The sequence below is a fragment of the Oceanobacter mangrovi genome (assembly GCF_019740315.1).
GTDB lineage: Bacteria > Pseudomonadota > Gammaproteobacteria > Pseudomonadales > Oceanobacteraceae > Oceanobacter > Oceanobacter mangrovi.
The window spans coordinates 1-23,262 of record NZ_JAHXZR010000002.1; the positions used below are offsets into that span (position 1 = coordinate 1).

At 56.7% G+C, this 23,262-nt stretch carries 15 protein-coding genes, 1 tRNA gene and 1 pseudogene; 5 read left to right on the plus strand and 12 right to left on the minus strand.

What is annotated here, in order from left to right; translation table 11 throughout:
• Positions 1-235: 235 nt before the first annotated feature.
• Positions 236-361 (plus strand): annotated as a pseudogene (locus K6123_RS04145) (transposase); the annotation flags it as partial.
• Between the two features lie 27 nt (positions 362-388).
• Here K6123_RS04145 and rtcR read toward each other — a convergent pair.
• A complete protein-coding gene (gene rtcR, locus K6123_RS04150) occupies positions 389-2,008 on the minus strand; it encodes an RNA repair transcriptional activator RtcR (RefSeq protein ID WP_221794477.1) in 1,620 nt (539 codons plus the stop codon).
• Positions 2,009-2,265: 257 nt separating this feature from the next.
• Here rtcR and K6123_RS04155 point away from each other — a divergent pair.
• From K6123_RS04155 to rtcA, 4 genes are all read left to right on the plus strand, one after another.
• Positions 2,266-2,337: transfer RNA gene (locus K6123_RS04155), tRNA-OTHER, on the plus strand.
• A 204-nt stretch (positions 2,338-2,541) separates the two neighbouring features.
• The gene (locus K6123_RS04160; RefSeq protein ID WP_221794479.1) at positions 2,542-3,744 is read left to right on the plus strand and encodes a slipin family protein; all 1,203 of its coding nucleotides are present in this window, start codon (positions 2,542-2,544) and stop codon (positions 3,742-3,744) included.
• Positions 3,737-4,966, plus strand: coding sequence for an RtcB family protein (locus K6123_RS04165; protein WP_221794481.1), 1,230 nt, complete (start codon positions 3,737-3,739; stop codon positions 4,964-4,966). Before K6123_RS04160 ends, K6123_RS04165 begins: the two co-directional genes overlap by 8 nt.
• A gap of 12 nt (positions 4,967-4,978) precedes the next feature.
• Complete coding sequence (rtcA, locus tag K6123_RS04170) at positions 4,979-6,004, plus strand: RNA 3'-terminal phosphate cyclase (RefSeq protein WP_221794483.1); 1,026 nt, start codon at positions 4,979-4,981, stop codon at positions 6,002-6,004.
• Between the two features lie 9 nt (positions 6,005-6,013).
• On the opposite strand, the gene K6123_RS04175 is transcribed toward rtcA, so the two are convergent.
• The 11 genes from K6123_RS04175 to K6123_RS04225 all read right to left on the minus strand — a co-directional run bounded on the left by K6123_RS04175 (position 6,014) and on the right by K6123_RS04225 (position 23,089).
• On the minus strand, positions 6,014-8,092 hold the full coding sequence (locus K6123_RS04175; RefSeq protein WP_221794485.1) for an SWIM zinc finger family protein: 2,079 nt from the start codon (positions 8,090-8,092) through the stop codon (positions 6,014-6,016).
• Positions 8,089-9,198: a VWA domain-containing protein gene (locus K6123_RS04180; protein WP_221794487.1), complete on the minus strand. Its 1,110-nt coding sequence runs from the start codon at positions 9,196-9,198 to the stop codon at positions 8,089-8,091. The genes K6123_RS04175 and K6123_RS04180 overlap by 4 nt, the downstream gene beginning before the upstream one ends.
• Complete coding sequence (locus tag K6123_RS04185; protein ID WP_221794489.1) at positions 9,183-11,483, minus strand: DUF5682 family protein; 2,301 nt, start codon at positions 11,481-11,483, stop codon at positions 9,183-9,185. Before K6123_RS04185 ends, K6123_RS04180 begins: the two co-directional genes overlap by 16 nt.
• Entirely contained in the window at positions 11,471-12,523 is a 1,053-nt protein-coding gene (locus tag K6123_RS04190) for an AAA family ATPase (RefSeq protein ID WP_221794491.1), read from the minus strand. The genes K6123_RS04185 and K6123_RS04190 overlap by 13 nt, the downstream gene beginning before the upstream one ends.
• Positions 12,517-16,176 (minus strand): DUF4132 domain-containing protein, encoded by a 3,660-nt coding sequence (locus tag K6123_RS04195; protein WP_221794492.1) that lies wholly within the window; start codon positions 16,174-16,176, stop codon positions 12,517-12,519. Before K6123_RS04195 ends, K6123_RS04190 begins: the two co-directional genes overlap by 7 nt.
• Before the next feature lie 166 nt (positions 16,177-16,342).
• Positions 16,343-16,927: a hypothetical protein gene (locus K6123_RS04200; RefSeq protein ID WP_221794494.1), complete on the minus strand. Its 585-nt coding sequence runs from the start codon at positions 16,925-16,927 to the stop codon at positions 16,343-16,345.
• A gap of 38 nt (positions 16,928-16,965) precedes the next feature.
• Positions 16,966-18,195 carry a toxic anion resistance protein gene (locus tag K6123_RS04205; RefSeq protein ID WP_221794496.1) on the minus strand — a complete coding sequence of 410 codons (1,230 nt, stop codon included), beginning with the start codon at positions 18,193-18,195 and terminating at the stop codon, positions 16,966-16,968.
• A gap of 5 nt (positions 18,196-18,200) precedes the next feature.
• Positions 18,201-18,998: a hypothetical protein gene (locus tag K6123_RS04210; RefSeq protein ID WP_221794497.1), complete on the minus strand. Its 798-nt coding sequence runs from the start codon at positions 18,996-18,998 to the stop codon at positions 18,201-18,203.
• Positions 18,999-19,007: 9 nt separating this feature from the next.
• Complete coding sequence (locus K6123_RS04215; protein WP_221794499.1) at positions 19,008-20,543, minus strand: phosphate ABC transporter substrate-binding/OmpA family protein; 1,536 nt, start codon at positions 20,541-20,543, stop codon at positions 19,008-19,010.
• 3 nt (positions 20,544-20,546) lie between these two features.
• Complete coding sequence (locus K6123_RS04220) at positions 20,547-21,380, minus strand: vWA domain-containing protein (protein ID WP_221794501.1); 834 nt, start codon at positions 21,378-21,380, stop codon at positions 20,547-20,549.
• 11 nt (positions 21,381-21,391) lie between these two features.
• A complete protein-coding gene (locus tag K6123_RS04225) occupies positions 21,392-23,089 on the minus strand; it encodes an ABC transporter substrate-binding protein (RefSeq protein WP_221794504.1) in 1,698 nt (565 codons plus the stop codon).
• Positions 23,090-23,262: the final 173 nt, after the last annotated feature.

A 23,262-nucleotide genomic window follows, 5' to 3' on the forward strand; every position in this document is an offset into this window, starting at 1 on the left:
TGGATATCGGCCGTTATCTGATGGGATTTTACAACCAGCAACGGCCACATACTGCGAATGATGGAATCAGTCCTCACGCCGCAGAAGAAAAACTTAAAACCGTGTCCGGAATCAGTTGACCACTACACATGCCTTGTCAGAAGCGTTTGCGGAATCCAGCAGATTTATGTGTCAGAGAGCTGACTGTCAAGCACCTGAAGGCTCTCTTGGCGGCATCACATCTGGGCTGTACCGATTGAACACCAGCGTGTTGGAAGGCATGAACAACAATATAAAGGTGATCAAACGGATGGCGTATGGACACCGGGATAACGCTTACTTCTTTTTGAAAATCAAAGCGGCGTTTCCCGGTAAAGTGTGATGAACCTTTTTATACCGGCCGTCAGTCTCAGGAGCGTTGGAGATCACTCCATTTGAGGCTGAATTTGGCGAGATACTTTTGTAGGCGACTGGAATCATTACTGGAGTTCTTGTGCTGACGGCTGACGTCAAACAACTTGCGACCGGCTGCGGCTAACGAACCGGACTGTTGGCAGATCTTCAGAACAGCAGCCAGTTGCAGCTGATCGAACTGGTCGATTTGCTGAATGGCTTGCTGGTCCAGATACTGACCGAGAATCTCCCCGGTCTGTTGTGCTGCATGGTCTTGCCCTGAATCTTTGGCGCCGTTCCAGCTGCGTTGTAGGCGATCTATTTCCAGCTGTACATCGAAAGTAGTGATGCGGGCAGACTCAGCCAGGGTACAGAGGCGAGTCACGGCGGCCCTCAAATCACGGAAGTTACCGCGCCAAAGGCTTTGCGGTGACTGGGCAAAGCTCAGGAACTGATCTCGGGCTTCCTTATTGAAAAGCACCCTGCGACCATTTTTCTGGCTGTACTGTTCCAGTTCAAAGTTCAGGTTGGCAGGAATGTCTTCGGGGCGTTCGTTCAGTGCGGGAAGTTGCCAGTTCCATAAATTAATGCGCGCCAGCAAATCCTCACGAAACAGCCCTTCGCCAATGCGTTGCAGCAGGTTGCGGTTGGTGCCAGCAATTAGCTGAAAATCACTGTGCTGTGGTTGATCGCTGCCGACCGGGTAAAAGCTTTTATGCTCTAACGCATGCAGCAACATGGCTTGTTCTTCCTGACCAAGTTCGCCAATTTCATCCAGAAACAGTATGCCTCTGTCGGCTCTTTTCAGAAAGCCTTCGCGACTGCTGTGGGCGCCTGTAAAAGCGCCTCGGGTGTGACCAAACAAGGCGGCCATGGCGTTGTCACCGTGCAGGGTGGCGCAGTTGACGCTGACCAGTTCGCCCTTGACCTGCCCCCTGATTTTCTTCAGCTGATAAATACGGGAAGCCAGTTGGGATTTGCCTGCGCCGGTCGGGCCGGTCAACAGAATTGGCTCTGCCGAGCGAATAGCGACCTTTTCGATTTCGGCAATCATGCGGTTGAAACGGGGGTTAGCGGTATTGATGCCCTGTTTCAGAAAGTCGCTACCTTGCTGGTGTTCGGTTTCAAAGCGGCTGGCGAGCTGGTCGTAGCGTGAGAGGTCGAGATCAATGGTTTGTACCCGACCAATCGATTTTACCGGGTTACTGGAATCCGGTGAGCTCTGTATCAGTTTGCCAGGGAAGTGGCGGCTTTCTGTGAGCAGAAAGCCGCAGATCTGGGCGACGTGTGTGCCGGTGGTGATGTGAAACAGGTAGTCGTTGTTGTCTGTATCAAAGGTGTGGTTTTGGCACCAGTCAAACAAACCAGCGTAGACCTCTTCAAAATCCCACGGATCGCGGAAGTTGATCTGCTGCGGAATCACTCTGGTCTCAGGCGAAACGGATTCAATATCAGCACTGATTCGGCCTGCCAGGCGCTCGTAGTCGCTGTCGTGCAGTAGATATAGCTCATCAATTTGCAGATGTGGCTGGCTGCACAGGGAAATATTTGGTCGCCAGCGAGCCCAGCGATCATTTCTCTTGCCACTGAAGTCGAGTTGGGTGCCCAGAAAACTCAAAACGATGGTCTTTTTCATTCTGTCCTGGATCCTATCCATAAATATAAATACCTATCTTTAAGGATATATCCGGGCTATAGGAAATACTGCCTGTTTTATCCAGAAAATAATCCCGATTTAAATAAATATAATAAAAACAATGACTTAAAATTAATTTTCAGGCCATTTCAAAAACTGGCACGCGACTTGGAATTACAAGGGTGTAACTCAGGGTGTGATTCTGAATCACCCCGGTGCGCCAGGAATACCTTTGCGTATGCCGTTACAAACACATGAATCGGATAGCTCTATGGCTGAGCCCGGTCGAGAGGCCGGAGGTGCAGGTTCGATCCCTGCTCCGATAACCAGGAAGCTCGACAAAACGCGGGATTCGAGCCCCCGCTCCTGACTAAATACCCAAGCGAAAGAGGGGGTGCGAAGACAGTCTCTGAGGATGTAACGGGCGTAAGAATAACGAATAACACAGGCCGGATTGCCGCTGTTATTCCGGTTCTTCGCCCCTTCTTCCACACGCTGATTTTCCCACTCTCGATGTTTGAAAAGGACATTTTATGAAATTCAAAACAATCCGGAACGTTACCGATAGCCAGCGTGAGCTGGTCTACAAAGACCGCCAGCTGGTACAAATCCTGACCGCCGGACGGCATTCATTTTTTGACTGGAAACAGTCCCTGACTTTTCACAGCTTTGATGTGAACGACATTTACCTGAGTGATCCGGACACCCTTCGCTGGTACGCCCGTTCGAAGCTGCTGCAACAGCATGTTCACTTCTGGCAATTACAGCCTGACCAGCTGGGGCTGCTGTATCTCGACGGCATGTTGCGTGGCGTCGTGGCACCGGGTGAACAGGTTTATATCTGGAAGGATGTTGGCAAGGTGGAATTGAAAACCATCGACTTTGAACAACAGTTGCAGCTCGATAACGGTCTGCTACGCGAAATCAATCGGGTGGGGGCCAACCAGTCCAAACGGTTGATTCGCAGCGAAGCTTCGGTGGCGGTGAAGCCGGTGACTGAATTCACGGTGGCCAGCTGGCATGTGGGTTTGTTGTATCAGGACGGCGAGTTTGTACGGCAGTTGGCGCCGGGACGTTATGGCTTCTGGCAATTCAATCATGAGTATGAGGTTCGTCAGTTTGACCTGCGCGCCACCATGCTGGACATCAGTGGTCAGGAGATTCTCAGCAAGGATCGGGTAAGTCTGCGAATCAACCTGTCAGCGACGGTGAAAACCATCGACGTCACGCTGTTGGCTGCCAGTGTCGACCAGCCCCATGAGTACATCTACAAACTGCTGCAGTTGGCATTGCGGGAAGCCGTTGGTACCAAGACCCTGGACGAACTGCTGCTCGACAAACTGTACGTCAACGAGACAGTGCGCGACATCGTGCGTGAGTCGTTGACAGCCATCGGTATCGAGCTGGTAGGCGTGGGCGTCAAGGACATCATTTTGCCCGGTGAGATGAAGGCGATCCTGAATCAGGTGGTCGAAGCCCAGAAAGCGGCAGAAGCCAATGTGATCAAGCGACGGGAAGAAACCGCCGCCACTCGCAGCCTGCACAATACCGCCAAAGTGATGGATAACAACCCGATTTTGCTGCGCCTGAAGGAACTGGAAGCACTTGAAAAAGTGGCTGAAAAAATCGACAGCCTGACGGTACATAACGGCCTTGATGGCTTGATGAAAGGATTGGTGACGATGCAGCCAGCTCAAATCGCTGAGGCTCAGAAACAAGGAAAAAACCATGTGTAACCACGATAACTATCAAGTGTTCGATCAGCTTGGCCGAGTGCCTGTCAAAGCTTGGGTTAACGGCGTGCCGTTTGAAAATGAGGCTCGCAAGCAGTTGGCCAACATTGCCAGTATGGATCTGGTGCATTCCCACATAGCGGTGATGCCTGACGTACATTTGGGTAAAGGTGCGACCATTGGCAGCGTGATTCCATCGGTCAACGCGGTGATTCCTGCGGCGGTAGGCGTGGACATCGGCTGCGGTATGGTCGCCAACAAAACCAGCCTGAAAGCCCGTGACCTGCCTGACAGCCTGAAGGAAATCCGCCACGCTTTCGAAGCGGCTGTACCGCATGGGCGTTCTTCCGGGCGTGGTCGCCGCGATACCGGTGCCTGGCACGATTTGCCTGAGCTGGTGGTGGCCGGCTGGAGCACGCTGGCGCAGCGTTTTGAGAAAATTTGCAGCAAGCATCCAGCGATCCGCCAAACCAACAACATCAATCACCTCGGCACCATGGGGACAGGTAATCATTTCCTGGAGCTGTGCCTGGATACGGAGGGTAGTGTTTGGCTGATGTTGCACTCTGGCAGTCGTGGGGTGGGTAACCGTATTGGCACCTACTTCATTGAACTGGCCCGTAAGGAAATGGAGCGCCACCAGATTCAGCTGCCGGACATGGATCTGGCCTATCTTGAAGAAGGCAGTGAGTATTTTGATGACTACGTGGAAGCGGTGGAGTGGGCTCAGGATTACGCTGCTATCAACCGCGACATCATGATGAAAAATGCCATTGCTGCCTTGCAGAAAGTTCTGGGACGGCCGTTCGAGAGCGCGAAATTAGCGGTGAATTGTCACCATAACTACGTTTCGCGTGAGCACCACTTTGGCAAGGATTGCTACGTTACCCGCAAGGGTGCGGTGCGCGCGCAGCAAGGTGAAATGGGGATTATTCCGGGCAGCATGGGAGCACGATCCTACATCGTTCGAGGGTTGGGCAATCCGCAAAGCTTCAACAGTTGCAGTCACGGAGCCGGGCGTGTGATGTCACGCACCAAAGCCAAAAAGGTCTACTCAATTGCCGATCAGGAGGCTGCAACCGCCGGAGTCGAGTGCCGCAAGGACGAAGGCATGATTGATGAAATCCCGCATGCCTACAAGGACATCGACAAGGTGATGGCAGCCCAGCAGGATCTGGTCGAGGTGGTCCATACCCTGAAACAAATTGTCTGCGTGAAAGGGTAAGGAACGATGGTTGTGACATCTTCATGGATGCAGGTGGACGGTGCCATGGGCGAGGGCGGTGGTCAGGTGCTGCGCACCTCGCTGACGTTGGCGTTGTTGCAGCAGCGGCCACTGCGGATAACCAACATTCGTGCCGGTCGCAGCAAACCCGGCTTGATGCGTCAGCATCTGGCCTGTGCTCGCGCAGCAGCAGCTATTTGTGCTGGTACGCTGCGGGGGGATGAGCCGGGCTCGGACTGGCTTGAGTTTGAACCTGCGCCAGTCAAGGGCGGGCTTTACGAATTCGCCATCAGTACCGCAGGCAGCACGGCGCTGGTCTGCCAGACCGTACTGCTGCCACTGGTACTGGCGTCGGAGCCGTCGACGGCTGAGTTTCGGGGTGGTACTCACAATGGCTTGTCGCCGTCAGTGGATTTTCTGCGGCAATCGTTTTTGCCGTTGCTGCAAACGATGGGGGTAACCACCCGGTTAAGCCTGCATCGACATGGCTTCATGCCCGCGGGTGGCGGTCATTGGACATTGGAAATCGTGCCCGTGCAGCAGCTTGTGCCCCTGCAACTGGAGCACGTAGTTCCAGCCGTTGCTGACCCGGTCGCTGTTGTTTGTCAGAATCAGTTACCGCGCAACATTGCCGAGCGTCAGCTGACCGAGCTGAAGCGCCGGTTGGGAATGGATCTGGTCACAACCGTGGAATTTGTCGATGCCCTCGGTGCTGGCAATATGCTGGCGCTTGAAGTGGCTTTGCCGGAATTTGTCCAACGCTTTGAACTGCCTGCCGCAATGGGCAGTAGTGCAGAAAAGATCGCCCGCAGGCTGGCCGGGTTTTATCGAAAATGGCAGCACAGCAATGTCGCGGTGGACGAATATCTGGCCGACCAACTGTTGTTACCAATTGCATTGGCCGGTGCCGGTCGCTTTACCACCACGGCACCGAGCCTGCATACCCGTACCAATATCGAGCTGATCGAACAGCTGACTGGCCAACGTTTCCAACAGCAGCAACTCGATGCATCGCGCTGGCTGGTGTCATTGTGCTGATCACCCGGCTTATGCCGGGCTTTCCATCGGATGAATTACTCTTACTACTGGCAGGATTGTTGCCATGTCCAATAACTGAGTGACACACCAGACGGCACGCAGCGAATCGAGCGGTGCGGCGGATTGCAGCAGCCGGGCCAGGGCTTTCAGGCCCATATCCTCGCAGCGCCGCGCCAGTTCGGCATGGGCGGCGGCGCCCGGTGGCTGGTCGGCGAGCTGATCGAGGCAATGAATCAGCAGCTGTTGCAGACGGCTGGTTTGCCCGTTTTGGGTTGGCTGGCTGTTGAGTTTGGCCAGCCAGCAGCTGAAGCGGGTGGGCCGGTAGCGGTTTTCCAGCGTATCGAAGTAGAGGTTGAACCAGAGAGCAGGTTTTTTCTCGCCTGCTGGCGCTGTGGTCTGTTCCTGGGTCTCTTGCTCTTTATTCTGAGCTGAGGGCTCCTTGCCCTGAGCTGAAGGCTCTTTGTCCTGCGCTGAGGGCTCTGAATAGCGACTTTTCGGTGGTTTCGGCAGAACGCTGGCTGGCAGCCGTAGGGTACAGGGCGTCAGCCGCACGCGTACATGGTTGCGCTCAATGCGGGCGACGATTAGTTCCGGCAAATGCTGTTCCAGCGCCATCAGGTTGATGATTGCCTGTTTTGTCAGGGGGGAGCTGGTCAGCTCAAACCCCAGCATATGGCCGTCTCGATCGGCGTACTGCACGGTCAGGGTCTGGCTGGCTTCATCAAATTGAGTGCTGTGGCAGGCACTGGGCCGGAAGCAGAGGAATTCTGCCTGCCAGTCGATCTCATCGACATGATCAATGCTGACCGGCTCGGCCGGCGCTAATGGCTGATCGGAATTCACAGAGGCGGGCGGTTGGGCATAAACCCGGGTGGCCTGCATCCGTCGCAGCCGGTTCCAGCCGTTCAGCTCGGCATTGTCGAGGGCCATGATTTTGCCCATCCAGGCCATGCCGGACGGCGCACCGTCGAGCCAGCCGCCGCTTTGCCAGGTCTGCTCAAAGCTCAGCGCCGGGCTGGCACTGGCCCGGCTCTCGGCCAGCGTCACAAACTGTCCTTGCGGGTCTTGCAGAATCAGGGTGACGCCATGGGCACCGCTGTCGTTGCGCCATGGATAGCCGCCCAGTCCGAACAGCTGTTGCGGAGCCTGTTGCAGCGGCTTGAGTTGCTCCGGCTGGACCTGCTCCAGACTGACCAGCAGTTTGGCCATGCTGACCAGAATGGCGCTGCGATCACGAATCCCCCGACCGCTGACGTAACGCTCCAGCCCGCTGAGCAGCTGCTTCAGCGCGGCGCTGTTCATGCCCAGCCGCTGCATCGGCATCTCCATGGCTTCCAGTTCCAGCAAGGCGGTAGGGCGCAGCTGGTCGATGCCCTGCATCAGCATGTGTTGCAGATGATGGCGAATCCGCTCGCCCAGCCACTGTTGTGATTGTTGGCTGATGCCGGCCTGTTGCTGCTGTTCTGCGCCAAGCCAGTCCGGCCATTCAAACCTGAGCTGTTGCTGCTGGCAGTACAGCCACACCGCCAGCAAGCGCATCGGCTCGCTTTGTGAGTGACAGATCAGATCATCCAGACCGCGCGCCTGGCGAAAGTGAATCTCATCCTGATGGATCTGTACCCGCACCATGCCAGAGTCGTTTTGAGTCTCGATGCTGTAGGCCCAGCGTTTTTGGCTTTGCTTCCATAACTGGCGGACCTTCGCCTTGCCCGCAGATTTCAGCAGGGCGGGGATATCGAGGTCAGGTGCCCAGGGTTGGCAGCCAGCTTTTTGGACTTCAGCGTCTGACGTCTGACGTCCGACGTCCGACCCTTGCCCTTCAGTATCCGGCGTCAGACCTCCAGCGTCAGACGTCTGATTTAAGGTCTCCGCCACATACAAACAGACGGCGATGATGTGTTTGCACAGTCCGGAGGCGGCGCAGTCGCACTGGCTGAGGTTGGGGTTGTCGCGGTTGAACTGGCCGTGCTGGCCTTCAAATTCAAAGCGGTCGCCATCCGCCAGAATCGGGCTGGCCTTGTCCAGTGCCTTGCGGGCGCGGCGCACCAGTCCGGGGCTGCTGAGGCTGGCGAGCAAATCGTCGTTCATTTTCTGAATCCCATAACACGCGCCAGCCAGTCGGCAAACTGGTCCGGGCTGAGGGCGTTGATGTCCATGCCCAGTTGTTGCAGCTGGCTGGTGGACTGGCTGTTGTAAAAGGGCGTCGAGTCGCTGGTCATGGCGGTCATGCCGAGCATTTTGATGCCGCTGTCGACCATTTGCGCGGCCTGGCCGAGCATGCCTTGCAGCGGGCCACCTTCACAGAAGTCGGAGACGGTGGCGACCACGGTTCTCTGAGGGGCGCTGACCAGTTGCTCGCAGTATTGCCAGGCCTGACCGATCAGGGTGCCGCCACCGAGCTGGGTGCGCAGCATCACGCTGACCGGATCGTCGGCGTGTTCGCTGAGGTCGACCACCCGGGTATCGAACACCACCAGAGACAGTTTCACGGTGGGCAGGCGGGTCAGAATCCCGGCAATCACCGCCGAATAGATCATCGACTCGGCCATCGAACCGGATTGGTCGATGCACAGAATCACTCGCCACGGCAGGCTGGTTTGCTGGCGGGCGTTGAAGTACACCCGCTCGTAGCGCAGCCGTTCGCCGTCGAAGTTTTTCAGGTTTTTGCGAATGGTGGTTTGCCAGTCGAGGTTGGCCAGCCGTTTGACCGGACTGTGGGCTTGCCGGTTGAGACGGCCGGTCAGGCAGTGGCTAAACACCGGCATCAGCTTGCGCAGCAGCTCCTCGACCACGCCACGGATAATCCGCTCGACCTGGTCCCTCAGGGCCGGGTTGTGGTGGGCGTTGAGTTTCATCAGCTGTTTGAGCAGGTCGACGCTGGGGGTGATCTTGTCGAGCACACCGGGCTGCTTGAGCACATCGGTAAGGCCGTAGTGATCCACCGCGTCCTGTTGCAGCTTGTCGTTGACGCTGCGCGGAAACAGCTTTTCGGCCTGTTCAAGCCATTGGATGATCTGCGGCTCGCCGCTCTCCAGACCGCCCGACAAATCAAAACCGCGTTCCACCAGACCTTGCTGATAAAGGGTTTGCAGGACCTGATCCTGACCTTGCTGTTGCGAGCTGAGGTTGGCGTTGAGGTCGTCGGCGTAGCGGCCCAGTACCAGCCGCCAGCGTTGTTTCAGTAGCTCAGCCATGCGTTCAGTCCTAGCTGGTCGAGGCGTTGTTGCAGTTGCTGTTCGAGCACCATGCCCTGTTCGACGTCTTGCTCGGAGAGGCCTTTTTTCAGCCATTCGAGCGGGTCGTCCCAGTCGTTGAGGGTACGCAGCTGGCGGGTAATGCCGTCGATCTCGCGGGCGTCCATGCGGCTGAACAGTTTGCGCAGGGCAGGCAGCTGCTCGGTGAAGTGGTCGTCATCCAGTTGTTCCAGCCAGTGGTTGAGCAACTCCAGCAGCCCGGACGACTGGCGCAACCAGTGTGGCACCACGGTGATGAGGGCTTCGAGGATGGCATAACGCTCACTGAAGCCCTGACTGTGAACCTGTTGCAGCAGCGCGCTGGCGTCACCGTCGGTCAGTTCCACTTCCAGCGCTTGCAGGGCAAACCACATCGGCAGCCGGTGGCGGTTGTGGCAGATCAGCCAGTGCAGGCGGTCTTGCCAGGGCTGGTGCAGTTCGTCCTCGTGCTGGCGGGCGATGCCTTGCAGGGCAACCAGCAGTTCCAGTGCTTCGTCCATATCGAGCTGGTTAAGTGCCGCCAGATGAAAGCCCAGTTGCTGCCACAGTGCCCGGTACAGCTTATCCAGCGGCTGGTCGGCAAACAGCGGATGGCGCGACAGCTGGAAGATTTGCATAAAGCTCTGCGACAGCGTCTGGATGTCGGTGCAGTCGTGAATTTGCTGATACAGGGGTTGCTGCGGCAGATGCTGCTGCAGACCCATTTGCATGGCCTGTTGCAGCAGAGTCACGCTCTGGCCCAGGCTCTGCTGGGGCCGATTCAGCAGCTGGATGATGATGAGGCGTTCCAGCGTGCTGCCGTTACGGCCCAGTTTGGCCAGCCGTACTTCCACCGATGGCGTCCACTGATAGCTCCAGGATTCGCGTTTCTTGCTGGCGCTAAAGCTGTAGAAACTGCCTGGTCCACCTGAAGGGGAGGCAAATCCGGCTTCGACAAAGGCCAGCCGACACAGCAGCTGGCGGCGTTTGGCGGCGGATTCGTTCATATCCAGCAGATCAAAATGGCACTGGCCAGCGGGGCCGACTTTCAGGCGGCTTGCACGGACCTGTTGCAGAACTTCATCGACCAGCGGCAGGCCGGGCAGACCTTCCGGCAGCTCGCCAATGGCATCGCCGCGCAGAATCTGTTGCCAGGGCTCCAGCGCATCGGCGGTGAATTGCTGTTTGACCAGACAGCTGGTCAGCGAGTCGAGCAGATCATTGCTGCCGGGGCGGTCGAGCTGGCGCAGCACGCACAGCTGTTGCAGGTGGTGGATAACGTTCTGGCGCTGCACCAGAGTCAGGCCGAGTTGCTTGAGCAGAAACAGTATCCATTCTTCGGCATCGCTCTGTTTCTTCTTCAGCCGGTCGGCCAGTTGCCAGCGACTGAAGGCAGGCCAGGGCATACCGGCGGCGTAGCCGGAGGCCGGATGCAGCAGCTCGTCGCTGTAGCGTACCAGCACCGCAGCCTGACGCGGGGCGGCGGCATCGGTCTGGTCCAGCGCACTGGCCGGAATCGGCGCGCTTTCGCTTGAAAAGTCGAACAGCGCCGGGGTATGGAAGCCGCCGGTCAGCACCGCGATGCGCTCAACCTGCTGGCGGGCGTCGCGAATATGAGCGCGCATGCACTGTTCGCGGGGCAGGTCACCAAGCTGTTGCAGGGACTCGTCATCGTGACAGGCACGGCTGGCGGCGCAGTACAGCATGACCTGCAAAAAGAAGTCGTCGGCGCTGGCAAAGTCGCGGCATTCAAACAGCCGTTGCCAGACTTCGTCCTGCGAGCGGCAGCCCAGTTTCTGTTGCAGCTGGCGGGTGTATTCGGAGCCGAGCAGCCGGCTGTCGCTCCAGCGATTGCCGCCTTCATCACTGTCGCCCTCGTTGCTGTCTACCTCGTTACTGTTATTGGGGGCGCGGTCTGGCTGGTCGAGGTCGATAAACCAGACCGGCACCTGATGAGCGGCGGCCCAGCGAATGGCCTGCCACTCCGGGCTGTTTTCGGCCATCGGGTAGTAGCTCTGGTGCTGATACAGCGCCAGTGGTGGCCGCACCTCGTCGCCTTGCAGCAAGGGCAGCTGGTCGACAAAGGCCATCGGCGCTTCGATCAGTACCATTTGCGGTTGCTGGCGGTCGAGCTGCTCGATGGTCATGGCGGCACAGGCCGGGCTGTGATGGCGTACCGGCAGCCAGCTCAGGCCGTCGTCACGCAAAAACGCTGCCCGGCAGTCGACCAGGTACTGGCCAATATCCGGTTCGGCTATTTCATCCACAGTGCTTTACCTGCCGTGAAGAATTCTTTCCAGCTGGAACGCTCACGCACCACCACATCCAGATAGTGGGCCAGCTTCTTGATGTCGTCCGGTTTGTCCTTGATCAGGGTGCCGTGCATTTGCTGGACCAGCTGGGCGGTGTTCATCGGCTGCTGCCAGTACAGGCTGTGGAGGGCGCAGGCATGGACGATGTTCACTGCTTCGGCAGTGGACAGCGTGGCTTCCAGCGCTTGTGGGCCGGTACTGTGGCGCAGCTCGTGGAACACCTGCACCAGCAGTTCGACCAGATCGGCGTCGAGCGGGTGTTCTGTGCCACTGTCGGCCAGCCGCTGCTGCACCTGGCTCATGATCAGGGTTTTCTCCATGGCTGCATCGTTAATCACCGGCACGGTTTCGAAATTGAAGCGGCGCTTGAGGGCGCTGGACATGTCGTTAACACCACGGTCGAGCAGGTTGGCGGTGGCGATGACGTTAAAGCCGGGTTTGGCCTGAATCGCAATGCCCAGTTCGGGAATGGTGAGGGTTTTCTCCGACATCACTGAAATCAGTACGTCCTGGATTTCCTGCGGACAGCGGGTGATTTCTTCCAGGCGCACCAGCTTGCCCTGTTCCATGGCCTCGTACACCGGGCTTTTCAGTAAGGCTTCCAGGCTCGGCCCGCCGGACAGTAGCAGGGCGAAGTTCCAGCTGTATTTGATCTGTTCTTCAGTGGTACCGGCGGTGCCCTGAATCAGCAATTCGCTATGGCCGCTAATGGCAGCGGTCAGCAGTTCCGACAGCATGGATTTGGCGGTGCCTGGTTCACCGACCAGCATCAAACCGTTGTTGCCCATCAGGCTGACAATAGCGCGCTCAACCAGCGCGTCGTCACCATAGTATTTGCGACTGATGCCATGCACGGCATCGCCGCAGATAAAGCGGCGCACCGCAGCGGCTGACAGCGCCCAGCCCGGCGGCCGCGGGCTGCTGTCGTGTTCGCGGAGGGTGTCCAGTTCCTGTTGGTAGCGCTGTTCGGCGCGTTCTCGAATGACGTTTACCACGGCAGTTTTTTCTCCCAGTCCGGATCAGCAGTGGCTTTGGCGGCCACCGCTTCGTAGTCGAGTGCAATGGCATTGAGCAGGTTGGCGGGCAGCTCGGCCAGCGGGATGTAATCATCTTCCTGGTGCCAGTAACTGCGGTTCGACAGTTTTACCACCTGCATGCTGTAGATGGCGGCGCTGACTTGCTCTTCCGGCAGGCAGTTACCACTAAAGGTAAAAATCACCTTGAGGCCAAAGCGGTCGAAGGTTTTGGTGTACTCGCCGAACCAGCCAGCGTCTTCAGCCTGGCCGCGCTCGTAACCGGCTTTGGTCATTACGCCGCGCACGGTAAAGGCATCGGTCAGATAGCCATGGTAATGATCGATTTTACGCTGGCCCTGCTTGAAGGCGATTTGCGCTGATCTGAGCTGATCGAACAGCGGTGTGACCTTGTAGTCCTTGAGGTGCTGTTGCCAGGCCTTGATGTCTGCCATATCGGCTTCAGCCAGTGCTACGGCGCTGAGCAGTCGGATGCGGCTGTTGTAAGGGATGCTGACTTCGTCGTCATCGAGGTTGATGAATTCGTCCTCTTCGGTGGGGCGGAAGCTGACCCATTCGCCGTCGATCTCTACTTGCCACAGCAAACGTTGTAACAGACGGTTCATCACCGGGTGCTGATGCAGGTATTGCAGCCAGTCGCCGCTGTGCCATTCGCGGTCGGTGATCATGGCGTCGTACAGTCGGGCCTGTTGTTGCTCGACCACTTGCTTGAGTTCTTTCTTGCTGTTGCTGAACCACTTTTTGGTGTCGCTGATGGCTTCCTTGTCGTCGTCCTGACGAGGCTGTGGCAGGGCTTTGATGAGCTTGCCATCAGTGCTGAGTAGTTGCAGTTTCAAGCTGTCGTCGAGCTGGATGCTGAGGGTGCGACTGCCGTATTCAAATTCGGTCGGGCCGTGCAGCTGTTCCAGACCGGCGGTCTGAATCGTGCGGTCGGCCAGCTCGTCAGCACTCCAGTCATTGCGGGTCGCGATATTGTCGATCAGTTGACGAGCCAGACTCTGTACTGAGGCGGTGCGGTAGCGGCGGGCAATACCGAGCACAAACTGGATCATGACAGGGTCATCACTGTCGCCCACCGCCGCCAGCATGGCTTCGATTTGTGAGCGGCGCTTGTAATGCTCTTTCATGAATGGCCGAATCAGCCCCAGCAGTTGCTGGCTGTCACCGCGTTTGGTCAGTGCCAGCAGGCCTTTTTCCTTGATGGCTGAACCGAACAACTGCACCTTGCGATTGCGATACAGCTCGCGGTAGGCGTCGTCGGTGGTTTTGTTGGCATACTCGGCTCCCCAGCTGGATTTGGCCCATTGCTGATAGCGGCTGTAAAGCGCAGATTTGCCTTGCTCGGCGTGTTCGTGAGCCTCTTCATCGGTTGGGCAGCGGGTGTCCTGGTCGATAAAGCTGGATAGCAGGAAGTGTGCGAGGCGCTGATTACTGTTGTTGTCAAGCAAGGTCAGATAGCTGTCCAGCAGCGCGTTACCTTCCGGTTGTTTGAGTTTGACCGCCAGTACTATCCACCAGAACAACAGCGGTTCCGGTACCGCGCTGCCGTCGCTAAAGGTCACTGCCGGCAGTTGCTCGCGCGGGAACCAGTCCATCGATTTTGGTGGTGCCTTGCGCAGACCGGCATTGGCTTCTTTTTCCAGCAGCTTCAGAGTCAGAAACTCGCTGATGTCATAACCACTGCGTTGCAGGGCATCGATGATCAGTGCTTGGGTCGGTGCGTCTTTTTCTTTTTGCAAGGCTTGCAGCAAGGCTGGTTGTGATTCCTCAAGGCCGAGGCGGCCAAGCCACTGGATGATGTCTGCACGCAGGGCTTTTTCACGACTTGCAAGCATTTCTAACACTCGTGAGAGGTCGATGCCGAGAGCCTCAACGGTACGGAACGCTTGCTGGCGTACATAACGGGATTCATGCAGGCAAAGGTCATAGAGGGCGTTACTCCAGCGGGCTGGCAGCTGTGGAAAATACTGCAGCAAGCGCAGGCTGCTCATGATGATGTCGTTGCTGTCCAGATGGCCTGTAGCGGTATATTGGCCTTTGAGGCCATCATCAATCAGCGATTCATGCTCTGCCAGATACGGCCATATTTTCAGCTCGAGCAAGTATTCCGGTATGTCGCCATTGCTGGCAAATAACAGTGTTTCGATGGATTGCGATTCAACGACTTCTTCGGCGGCAATGGCCATCAGTTGGCGAAAGTCGCTCAGTTCATTCACCAGTCGGGCAAAGTACGGCTGATGGCGTAAAAATCCCCAGGAGAGAGTGTGTGTGCCCAGAAAACGAAACAGGTGGCGGAGGTTGGTATCCGGTTGCTGGATAAGATTGGCGTTTCTGAAGATGGTGTCCAGTTGCGGGTTGGCTGGCCGAGCTTCTGCATTGGCCAGACAGTCAATCACCTGTTGCAGGTCGGCATCGGTAATTGAACGCAGTTTGACCAGTGACTGTTTGGCCTTTTCAAGATATTGGACTTCGTATGGACGAGGGCTCTCAGACTGCTCGAGATAACGCTGCTGGTTTTCAATACTGGATTCGGTGTAACGAATGCGCTGCTGGCGGGACTGCTGCAGCAGTCCGAACCAGTGGGCCGGAATCTCCTTGCTGATTTCAATCGGGCTGGCCGCAGGAATCTGCCATTCAAACGGCGTGTCATCATCGGGCTGCTGGTGATTGGCCAACCGCTGCAGGGCTTCCAGTGCTTTGGGAGCAGTTTCTGTTTCAAGCCATTGTTCTAACAGTGGTTTGCAATCCGGGTGTTCTGCGGCGGCGGCGACCCAGTGTAGCCGGGTGGATGCTTTGGCTTTGGGATATTGTTGTTGCAGGTACTCGACCAGCGGTTGCCCCGGTAGTCGGTGGATTTCCAGTAGGGTGGCCTGACGCACACCTTTGGCGCTGTCGGCCGCCAGTTTTAGCAAGGGCTCAATAAATGCTTCGGAATTGGTGGTCTGGTCAGTTTGCAGTTGTTTGCCTAACAGGCGTGCCAGTGTGGCACGGGCACTGACGTGCAGATCTTGCAGCGCTTGCAGCCAGTCCGGGTCGCAGGCAAGGGTCAGCCAGTCGGTGGTGTTTTGAAGACGCTGATGTAATTTGCAGTAATTTAAATAGTAGCTGTAGGTATTTTCCAGCAGCCAGGTATCCAGCAACATCGGGTCTTGCTGGTATTCCTGCAGGGTAGACACCAGTACCTCACGGTCGATGGCATCGTAATGGCCCGCCAACAGAGCCAGCATTTTGAGAGCCCAGCCATCCGGGCGGTTGTTCATATGACGGGAGTAACGATAGTCGTAGTACCTACCTGCGTGCATTACCCGCCCCAAACGCACCCATATAGCTGGTTGAGCTCCGCTTTCGGAGGCGAGAAATTCTTTCAGGGCTTGCTCGACCTTGCTGTGCTGTTTGGTCAACTCATCCGGGAAACCGCCACGACTGCTGCCGGGGTAGAGGGATTGATTATGGCTGGCCAGATCATCCAAAGCCGTTGCCGGTGAGCCGGTCAGAATGTAGCTGGCAATGGCCTGGCCAAGTCCGGTGTGAAAATACTCGATGGCGGTGCAGGCAGTGTTGAGCAGGGTAATACTTTCTTGTTGGCTGGGCGCTGGAGTCAGGGTAGCTGACATGATGAATCCTTGAACGATGAAAATGGCAAGGTGGCGACTGTGATCAGTGGCTGTTGATGAAGAACCTAGGCTGCTGTCCCGACATATCATGCCCCTACGCAAGACGTGTAAATTCGCTTGCGTAGGGGAAAGGCATACCTTGTCGGTAGCCTTGCCAGACGCTGGCTTACAAGGTCCGTTGGCTGGCCTTGTCGGCTGGGTAACGACGGCGTTCAATCTGGTAGTAGGCCTTTAACAGTTCGACCTCAACACCAATTTCCTGTCGCACCTGTTTGATTGGCATATCCATATACGGCTCGTAATCTACTTCCGCCAGTGGCGTGCAGTCCGATACAAAGCCAAGTCGCACGGCATCCTTGAAGACGTGAATGTCTTCGTCATTGAACTTGTACGGGCCGGGGTACAGATACTTGGCGGCCAGTGTAAAGAGTCGTTCTTCGGTGGTGGTCACCCGATTGGAGCTGCCCATGGTGAAGCCAATCACAAAGGCTTCGTCCTTCGGCAGCATGCCGCGACCCAGTATGGCGTGAATACAGTCGTGGGCTTCCAGGCCGACCGCACCGTTAAACAGGTTGATGCCGGGAATATCAAATTTGGGGTTCTCAACCAGCTGAACGATCAATGGGATGTCTTGCTGGCCTGCCTGAAGATGCAGGGCAGTGGCCAGAATTTCGCGTAAGGTCAGCTGTTCTTCGGCAACCGGTACAATCCAGTCGCGCCAGCTTTCAACGTGATAGGGCTTGGTTTCCATCCATTTTTCCTCGTTGGGTGTCCGTTGTCTCAATTGGCTCAGGCTGGATCGGTGGCATCGATGATCAACAAGCCCTGCTCCTGTTCGGCGGCACGGCCTTGCTCGACCTTGCGAATGGCTTCTTCCATACGCTCGCTGAGCTGGTTCATGTCTTCGATGGATTCACGCATCGGTGTCAGAGCCTGCTTGCGGAAGCTCGACAGATCGGCAATCGCCTGTTCGACATTGGCAAAGGCAGCCTTGATCTTGTTGATGTCGAGGTTGGCAGAGCTGGCCTGTTTCTGGATCTCAACACCCTGGGTACGCAGCTGTTCGGATGTCGACAGCAGCATATCGCTGGTGGTGCTGTTGAGCTCGTTGGTGGCGTCGAGCACCTTTTGTTGACGTTTGAGGGCGATTGCCAGGGTTGCCGCCACGCCCAGTGCGGTAATGGTGACGTTTAACGCCCGTTCGACACCACGGATCAGCTGTTTGTTGTTTTCAACAATCACATCAATCGACAGGTATCCCTGCTGGTTGACCGCCAGTTGCTGTTGCAGATCCATAATGCGCTGGTTGATCGGGAACAGCACCTTGTCTTGCAGAAAGCCTTTTTGCTGGTCGTCAGTCGTCATGGCACTGACCGCCGCGCTGAGTTTCTTTTCGGCCAGCTGGCCGAGGGTGATGTAGTCTTCCAGCTGATAGGTGAGCTGGCGCATTACCGACTGGTCATTCATCAGCGTGGTGTTGTCGTTTACCAGCTGCTGTTTGCCCGCTTCCATGTTCTGAACAATGTCTTTCAGCACGGCTTCAACGGTCTGGTACTTGGCGTACCAACGTGCCAGCGGTGTACCAAAGCCGGGAATCAGCGACAGCAGCTTGCGAAAGCCACTTTCTGACAGATTGAACTTGTTGGGGTTAACCTCGGCCACACGCTCCTGCAGTTGCAGCAGGTTTTTCGCCACAGGGCCGCCGTCATCGGCTTCGGAGATCAGGTGAGCCGGGGCTTTCAGCATGGCACTGCTGTGGCGGTTGAGTTGTTGCTGGGCATCCGCGCCCAGTGTTTCTACGGTCGCGACAGCCTGACGTTGGGCGGCTTCATTACGGCCATCAATAGCCAGCAGGGAAGCGACGAACTGGTCGGCCTGACGTTCGTATTCGCTTTCAACGGAAGCGGCACGCTGGTCGCGGGATGCGTTCAATTGCGGCAGCTTTTCCTGCTTCAGCTGGGTCAGAGTCACCGGCTTGAGTTCAAGACCCGGGCTGGCGTGTTCAACTGGGTTAGTCATCGTATTCATTCCTTGTCTTGACGAATGGAGTAGCGCGCCAGGCGCTGGATATGGTGGTCAAATTCTTTCATGGCATCCTGCAATGCCATTTTTTCGAGTGCACCTGTGGTGATTGAGGCCAGCTCGGCGGCAGAAACATCCAACAGCGTCAGCGCTGCCTCGTTATCAACGAACAACTGCTGCACGGCCTGTTGTTTGTCGTGATAAAGCGCCAGTCGGGTGCTCAGGGCCGTGTGTTGCTGCTGCGGTAAATCTGGCTGTTGCAGTTGCTGTTCAAGCTCTGCAACCTGGATGGTACTGATGGATTTCAGCAGGTCCGCTGCCTGAATCAGGTTGTCGAGGCTGGCGTGATAAACCGTCATGGCCTTGTTGAGATAACGTGAATAGGTCAGCTCCTGCGGGTCCAGCTTGCGGCCCAACAGCTCACGGAAATTATCGAATTTTTCATTCAGTTTGCTGAACTGGCGCTGGCCGATAGCCGAATCGAGTTCAACAAAGCTGGCTTTGAGGGCGGCCAGTTTCTGTTCGCGTTGTTGTTCCATCGCTTGCTGATATTGCTGTAGCAGGCGTTTTTCGATACGGCTTTGGCCGGTGGCCAACAGCACTGGCAAATTGATGCAGGACCAGGCCAGCATCAGCCCGGCAGCGGCGTACAGGTAGAGTTGATTACCAAACACAAACAGATTGGCGGCACCCGCCAGTAACGCCCCCGTGAGCGGGTAGACAGTACCCGGATGCTCAACCGCCGAGACAATCAGTTTGCGTTTGACGGTGGCCGGATCGAGATAGTTATTGAGAGACATACTGCTTCCTCAAATGGGATCTCGTTTCAGTATCAGTTCAACCCGTGGCAAACGATAACGCCAGGCTCGCAGTGATTCGCCAGGCTGGCGTTGCAGCGGTTGCTCGCCCCCAAAACCTGTGGCCATCAGCCGTTTACTGTCGAGCTGATAGTGGCTGCTCAAATAGTCGGCAACGGCCTGGGCACGGGCCAGTGACAACGCCTTGTTGGCGTCAGCATCGCCCTGATTGGTGGTATGTCCGGCAATCAGGAGGCGGAAGCTGGGATAGTGACGCAGGGTCTGAATCGCATCATCGAGCAGGCTTTCACCTTCCGGAGTGAGGCTGTGAGAGCCGTTCAGAAATGACACCGGCTGGATTTTTAACGTGCCCACGGTTTCCAGCTGCTGCCAGGCCGCAGCCGATAATTCCGTGAAGCGGGTTGTCGGGTTACCAGGCTCGGCCAGGTCACCGGTGTTTTGCAGTACCGAATACAGCTGTTTTAACGGGTTGCTGTAAATCAGCCGAAAGGGATCGTTATCCGGCAGATTCACCTTGTCCTGGCTGGCAAACGCCTGCAGCGTTGCGCGGGTATCCTGGATGGTTTGTACCAAACCAATATCCGCCAGTGCGTCGGTAATACCGAACCAGCGTTCGGCATTGGCCTGCAAACCGGCCCAGCCAACACCACGAACCAGCTCGGCGTTCTGGGCCGTTTTCAGGCCGGTCCAGTCCTGCAGATCCTTGTTAAGGGTGTCTGGCTGGCTGCGGTAATAACGCAAGGTGCGGAAGTAGGCGTTCAGCACGGTACGCAGGGCATCCGGGTTTTTGCTGGCGAAGTCGCGGTTGGCCAGCAGGATATCAACGATCACACCTTCGGTGCTTTCGGTACCGATCAGACGTTTGATACCGTCAATTTGCAGCGCCTTGCTGACATCCGGTTCCCATAAAACAGCCGCCGCCACCTGATGCTGTTGCAGTGCTGCCAGCGCTTGTTGGGAGCCGTCGGTATAACGGGCCCAGCTGTCATCCTGGCGCAGGCGTTCAATATCGAAATGCACCGCCAGTGATTTCAGCAGCTGGTGACTGGGGGAATTGGGCGTTAGCGCGATACGGCTGTCGCCTTGCTTGAGATCGTCCAGTGATGCCACCTGATCCGCCCAGCCAACCAGCGCGTCACCGCCCTTGGACTCGTCGATTACCGCAATCATGCTGGCGGCCCACTGATTGGACTGACCGTGCAGCAACCAGGAATCGACGGTGCCGACTGCCAGATCGAGTTTGCCACTACTGAGGGCCTGATAACGGCTGGCGTAGTCGCCATAATCATTCACACAGTCAAGCCGGATACCTTCCAGATACAAACGCTTTTGCAGCTCGGATGAACAGAGTGGGAAATAGCCCACCCAGCCATCAACGCCGACCGTCAGGGTCTGGCGAATCTGCGCCGAATCCGACACCGACTTCTGGTTCGATACCTGTTGCCACTTATTGTAAGTGGCGTAGCCAGCAATGGTGACGGCGCCAACCAGCAGGATCGAAAGCGCAATATGCTTGTGCTGGGCCATGGTTTATTGGCTGCCTCCATCACTGAAACTGGTGACATCAAACGACGGAGCTTCAGCGACCACCGCTTCCAGACCGGCGGTCAGTGATTTTTCGTCATTGGCCTGGTAATAGGCGGTAATGCCTGGTTGATTGAGCGGGTGATCCTTACCGATACAGAAACCAATGGTGTGAATGTTGATCGGTGTGGTGTGGTTCAGTTTGGTAATCACGTTATCCGGTGCTTCACCGTCGCTGGGCAGGCCATCGGTCACAATCACCAGGTGGTATTCACCATATCCCAACTGGCGAATGGCCTGCTCGGTGAGCATGCCAGCGGATTCCCTGATGGAAGTTTTTAATGGCGTGCCGGCACCAGCGACCAGTTTATTGAGTGCTGCGGCCAACTGCTGCTGATTGTAGTGGCCGAGCCCCAGCCGAGGCCCCATGCCAGCCTGATCGAAGGCATAGATACCGACGTTGGCGTCGGTCGGGACGGATGTCATAAAACTGAGGGCCGCTCGTTTGGCGGCGTCCAGACGGGTGCCTCGATCGGAACATTCAGTGGACCCCATCGACCCTGAACCGTCGATCAACAACAGATAATTGGCTTGCAACATCTGTTCGGAGTCCAGTGCGGCCGGGCTGCCCTGAGCCACTTTGGGCCAGCTGTTATCCGTTCCCCGGGCTCCATAGGCTGCCGCGGGTGGTTGCTTTGGCTGGCTGTTGAAGCTGCTGTTGGCCATCGTCGTCTGGCCCGGGTTAGCGGAATCGTCACAACCACTGACCAGCAAGGTGAACGCCAGCGGCAGTGCCAGTAGGGCCGGACTACCGAGGGTTTGGCTAAATCCTTTTTTCATCCGAGTGCTCCTCACAGTGGCTTGAAGATGTCTTCTTCAGCAGTGATTGGAATCATCCGGAACACCACTCGCATATTGGACAACCACTGAGCCTCGGTTTTCGGCGCACAGGGGTCCTGACCGCAGATGCCGGTGGCCGGGTTGGTAATGCCATAACCAACCAGCGCGAACTGGGATGGATCAAGTGCTACGCCGGCCTTGTTGCTGTAGGCAATAATGGCGTCACGAACTTCGCGGGCTCGGCTGTAGGAAAGGTTCTTGCCAGACTGTTTCAGGCGGTTCAGAACGATGCTGCTCTTGCCCTCTTTTTGGGCCCGCAGCCAGGCCATCGGATCGGAATGGCCTTCGACCGTAATAATCGCGCCGCTGTAGGTAGCCGCCATATCCATGGCTTTGGCGAAGTCGCTGCCATACAAATCGGTAGAGAAGTTTTCCTGATTGGGGCGGAACAACACCTCGAAGGAGAACTCGCCATCGGATTCCAGCGTACCGGCTTTCTGTTTCTGGCTCACCAGCGAGGCAACTTTCTGTTCATCGAATTGCTGGTTACGGGAAACGCCGGACGATTTAACACCGGCTGCCAGATTGGCGAAGTTCCAGCTGGCGATTTGTACCGGATGGGCGCTTTTCAACATGCCCAGTGAAACCAGACCCGCCTGGATTTCATCAGCCAGTTTGAACACGTTGCGTGGGTAGTTGCTGTCGTTGAAGAACAAACGGTTGGCTTCGGCGTCAGCCAGTTGGGCATCGGCAAAGAAACCGGCCACTTCGTCGGTTGCGTTGGCGCTGTCAAACAGCACTGCTGCAGAACCACGGGCCAGTTTGTCGTAGCCGCCTGCACGGCTTTTCATCAGTGCCACTACCTGTTCATCCGCCTGCATCAGACCGGAGACAAAGGCCTCTACCGCTGCCGGATTACGCTTGAGGTAGTCATCACGGACGGCATAAACGTCGGCGATGATGCGGTTGGCAGAGCGGGTATCCAGCGCGATTCGGGCACCTTTGACGGAACCTTCTGCACCGGTACCAACAGTACCGTCGGAAGTCAGGGCAAGTGCATCCGGGGTAATCACAAAGACCGCATCAACGTCTTGCTGGTAGAGGGCTTCCGCGGGGGAATTCTCCGTGCCGGTCAGGTCTGGCAGCCACTTGAGGGTGACCTCGTTGAGACCAATGCCAGCGTCTTTCAGTACCCGCGCCATATAGTCAACGTGAGGGCCGTAAGCTTGCAGGGCAATGGTTTTGCCTTTCAGATCAGCCAGAGAACGAATGTTGTCTTTCACCACCAGAGCGTCGCCACCGGCCGACCAGCTCATCTGGTAAATCACTACTGGCTTGATGTTGTGTTTGGCGAGCAATTCCTGCGAGGCCAGCACCATCCCCAGCGTGCCACGCAGGTAGGGAGATTTACCGCTGACAAAGTTCTCTAACTGGGTATCAAAGGAATCGACCCGTTCAATCGACAGGTTCAGGCTGGACTGCTGGAATAGCGAGGCATTGGCCGTTTTGGGCTGGTCACCGTTGGCGTGAATCACCTTCATATCGGCGGGCCAGGTAATGACGGGTACAGAGACCGAGCGGACCGAGGCGACATCGCCATACTGGACGGGCAGTTCGAGCAGGGGTTTGGGAGAAATATAAGCCGGGCTGGCAAACGCAAAGGTGCTGAATAAAGACAGCAGGCAGCCAGCGAGATAACCTGATCGCATGATCTGTTCCTTGGTAATGACTGGGCGAATCACATGGTGCTGCGGCGGTGATCGCAAGCAACAGTTGGTTGAGTGACGATTTCCCGGTTCATGGCATCCATGCGAGATGGACAGGTTAACAGACTGACAAAATGGCTTGGTGATCAATACAGCAAAAATTGCCGCCAGGTGAC

Coding starts and splice junctions, on each gene's coding strand:
- rtcR (WP_221794477.1), bottom strand. CDS start 2,008: ATGAAAAAGACCATCGTTTTGAGTTTTCTGGGCACCCAACTCGACTTC.
- K6123_RS04160 (WP_221794479.1), top strand. CDS start 2,542: ATGAAATTCAAAACAATCCGGAACGTTACCGATAGCCAGCGTGAGCTG.
- K6123_RS04165 (WP_221794481.1), top strand. CDS start 3,737: ATGTGTAACCACGATAACTATCAAGTGTTCGATCAGCTTGGCCGAGTG.
- K6123_RS04175 (WP_221794485.1), bottom strand. CDS start 8,092: ATGAACGACGATTTGCTCGCCAGCCTCAGCAGCCCCGGACTGGTGCGC.
- K6123_RS04180 (WP_221794487.1), bottom strand. CDS start 9,198: ATGGCTGAGCTACTGAAACAACGCTGGCGGCTGGTACTGGGCCGCTAC.
- K6123_RS04195 (WP_221794492.1), bottom strand. CDS start 16,176: ATGTCAGCTACCCTGACTCCAGCGCCCAGCCAACAAGAAAGTATTACC.
- K6123_RS04200 (WP_221794494.1), bottom strand. CDS start 16,927: ATGGAAACCAAGCCCTATCACGTTGAAAGCTGGCGCGACTGGATTGTA.
- K6123_RS04205 (WP_221794496.1), bottom strand. CDS start 18,195: ATGACTAACCCAGTTGAACACGCCAGCCCGGGTCTTGAACTCAAGCCG.
- K6123_RS04210 (WP_221794497.1), bottom strand. CDS start 18,998: ATGTCTCTCAATAACTATCTCGATCCGGCCACCGTCAAACGCAAACTG.
- K6123_RS04215 (WP_221794499.1), bottom strand. CDS start 20,543: ATGGCCCAGCACAAGCATATTGCGCTTTCGATCCTGCTGGTTGGCGCC.
- K6123_RS04220 (WP_221794501.1), bottom strand. CDS start 21,380: ATGAAAAAAGGATTTAGCCAAACCCTCGGTAGTCCGGCCCTACTGGCA.
- K6123_RS04225 (WP_221794504.1), bottom strand. CDS start 23,089: ATGCGATCAGGTTATCTCGCTGGCTGCCTGCTGTCTTTATTCAGCACC.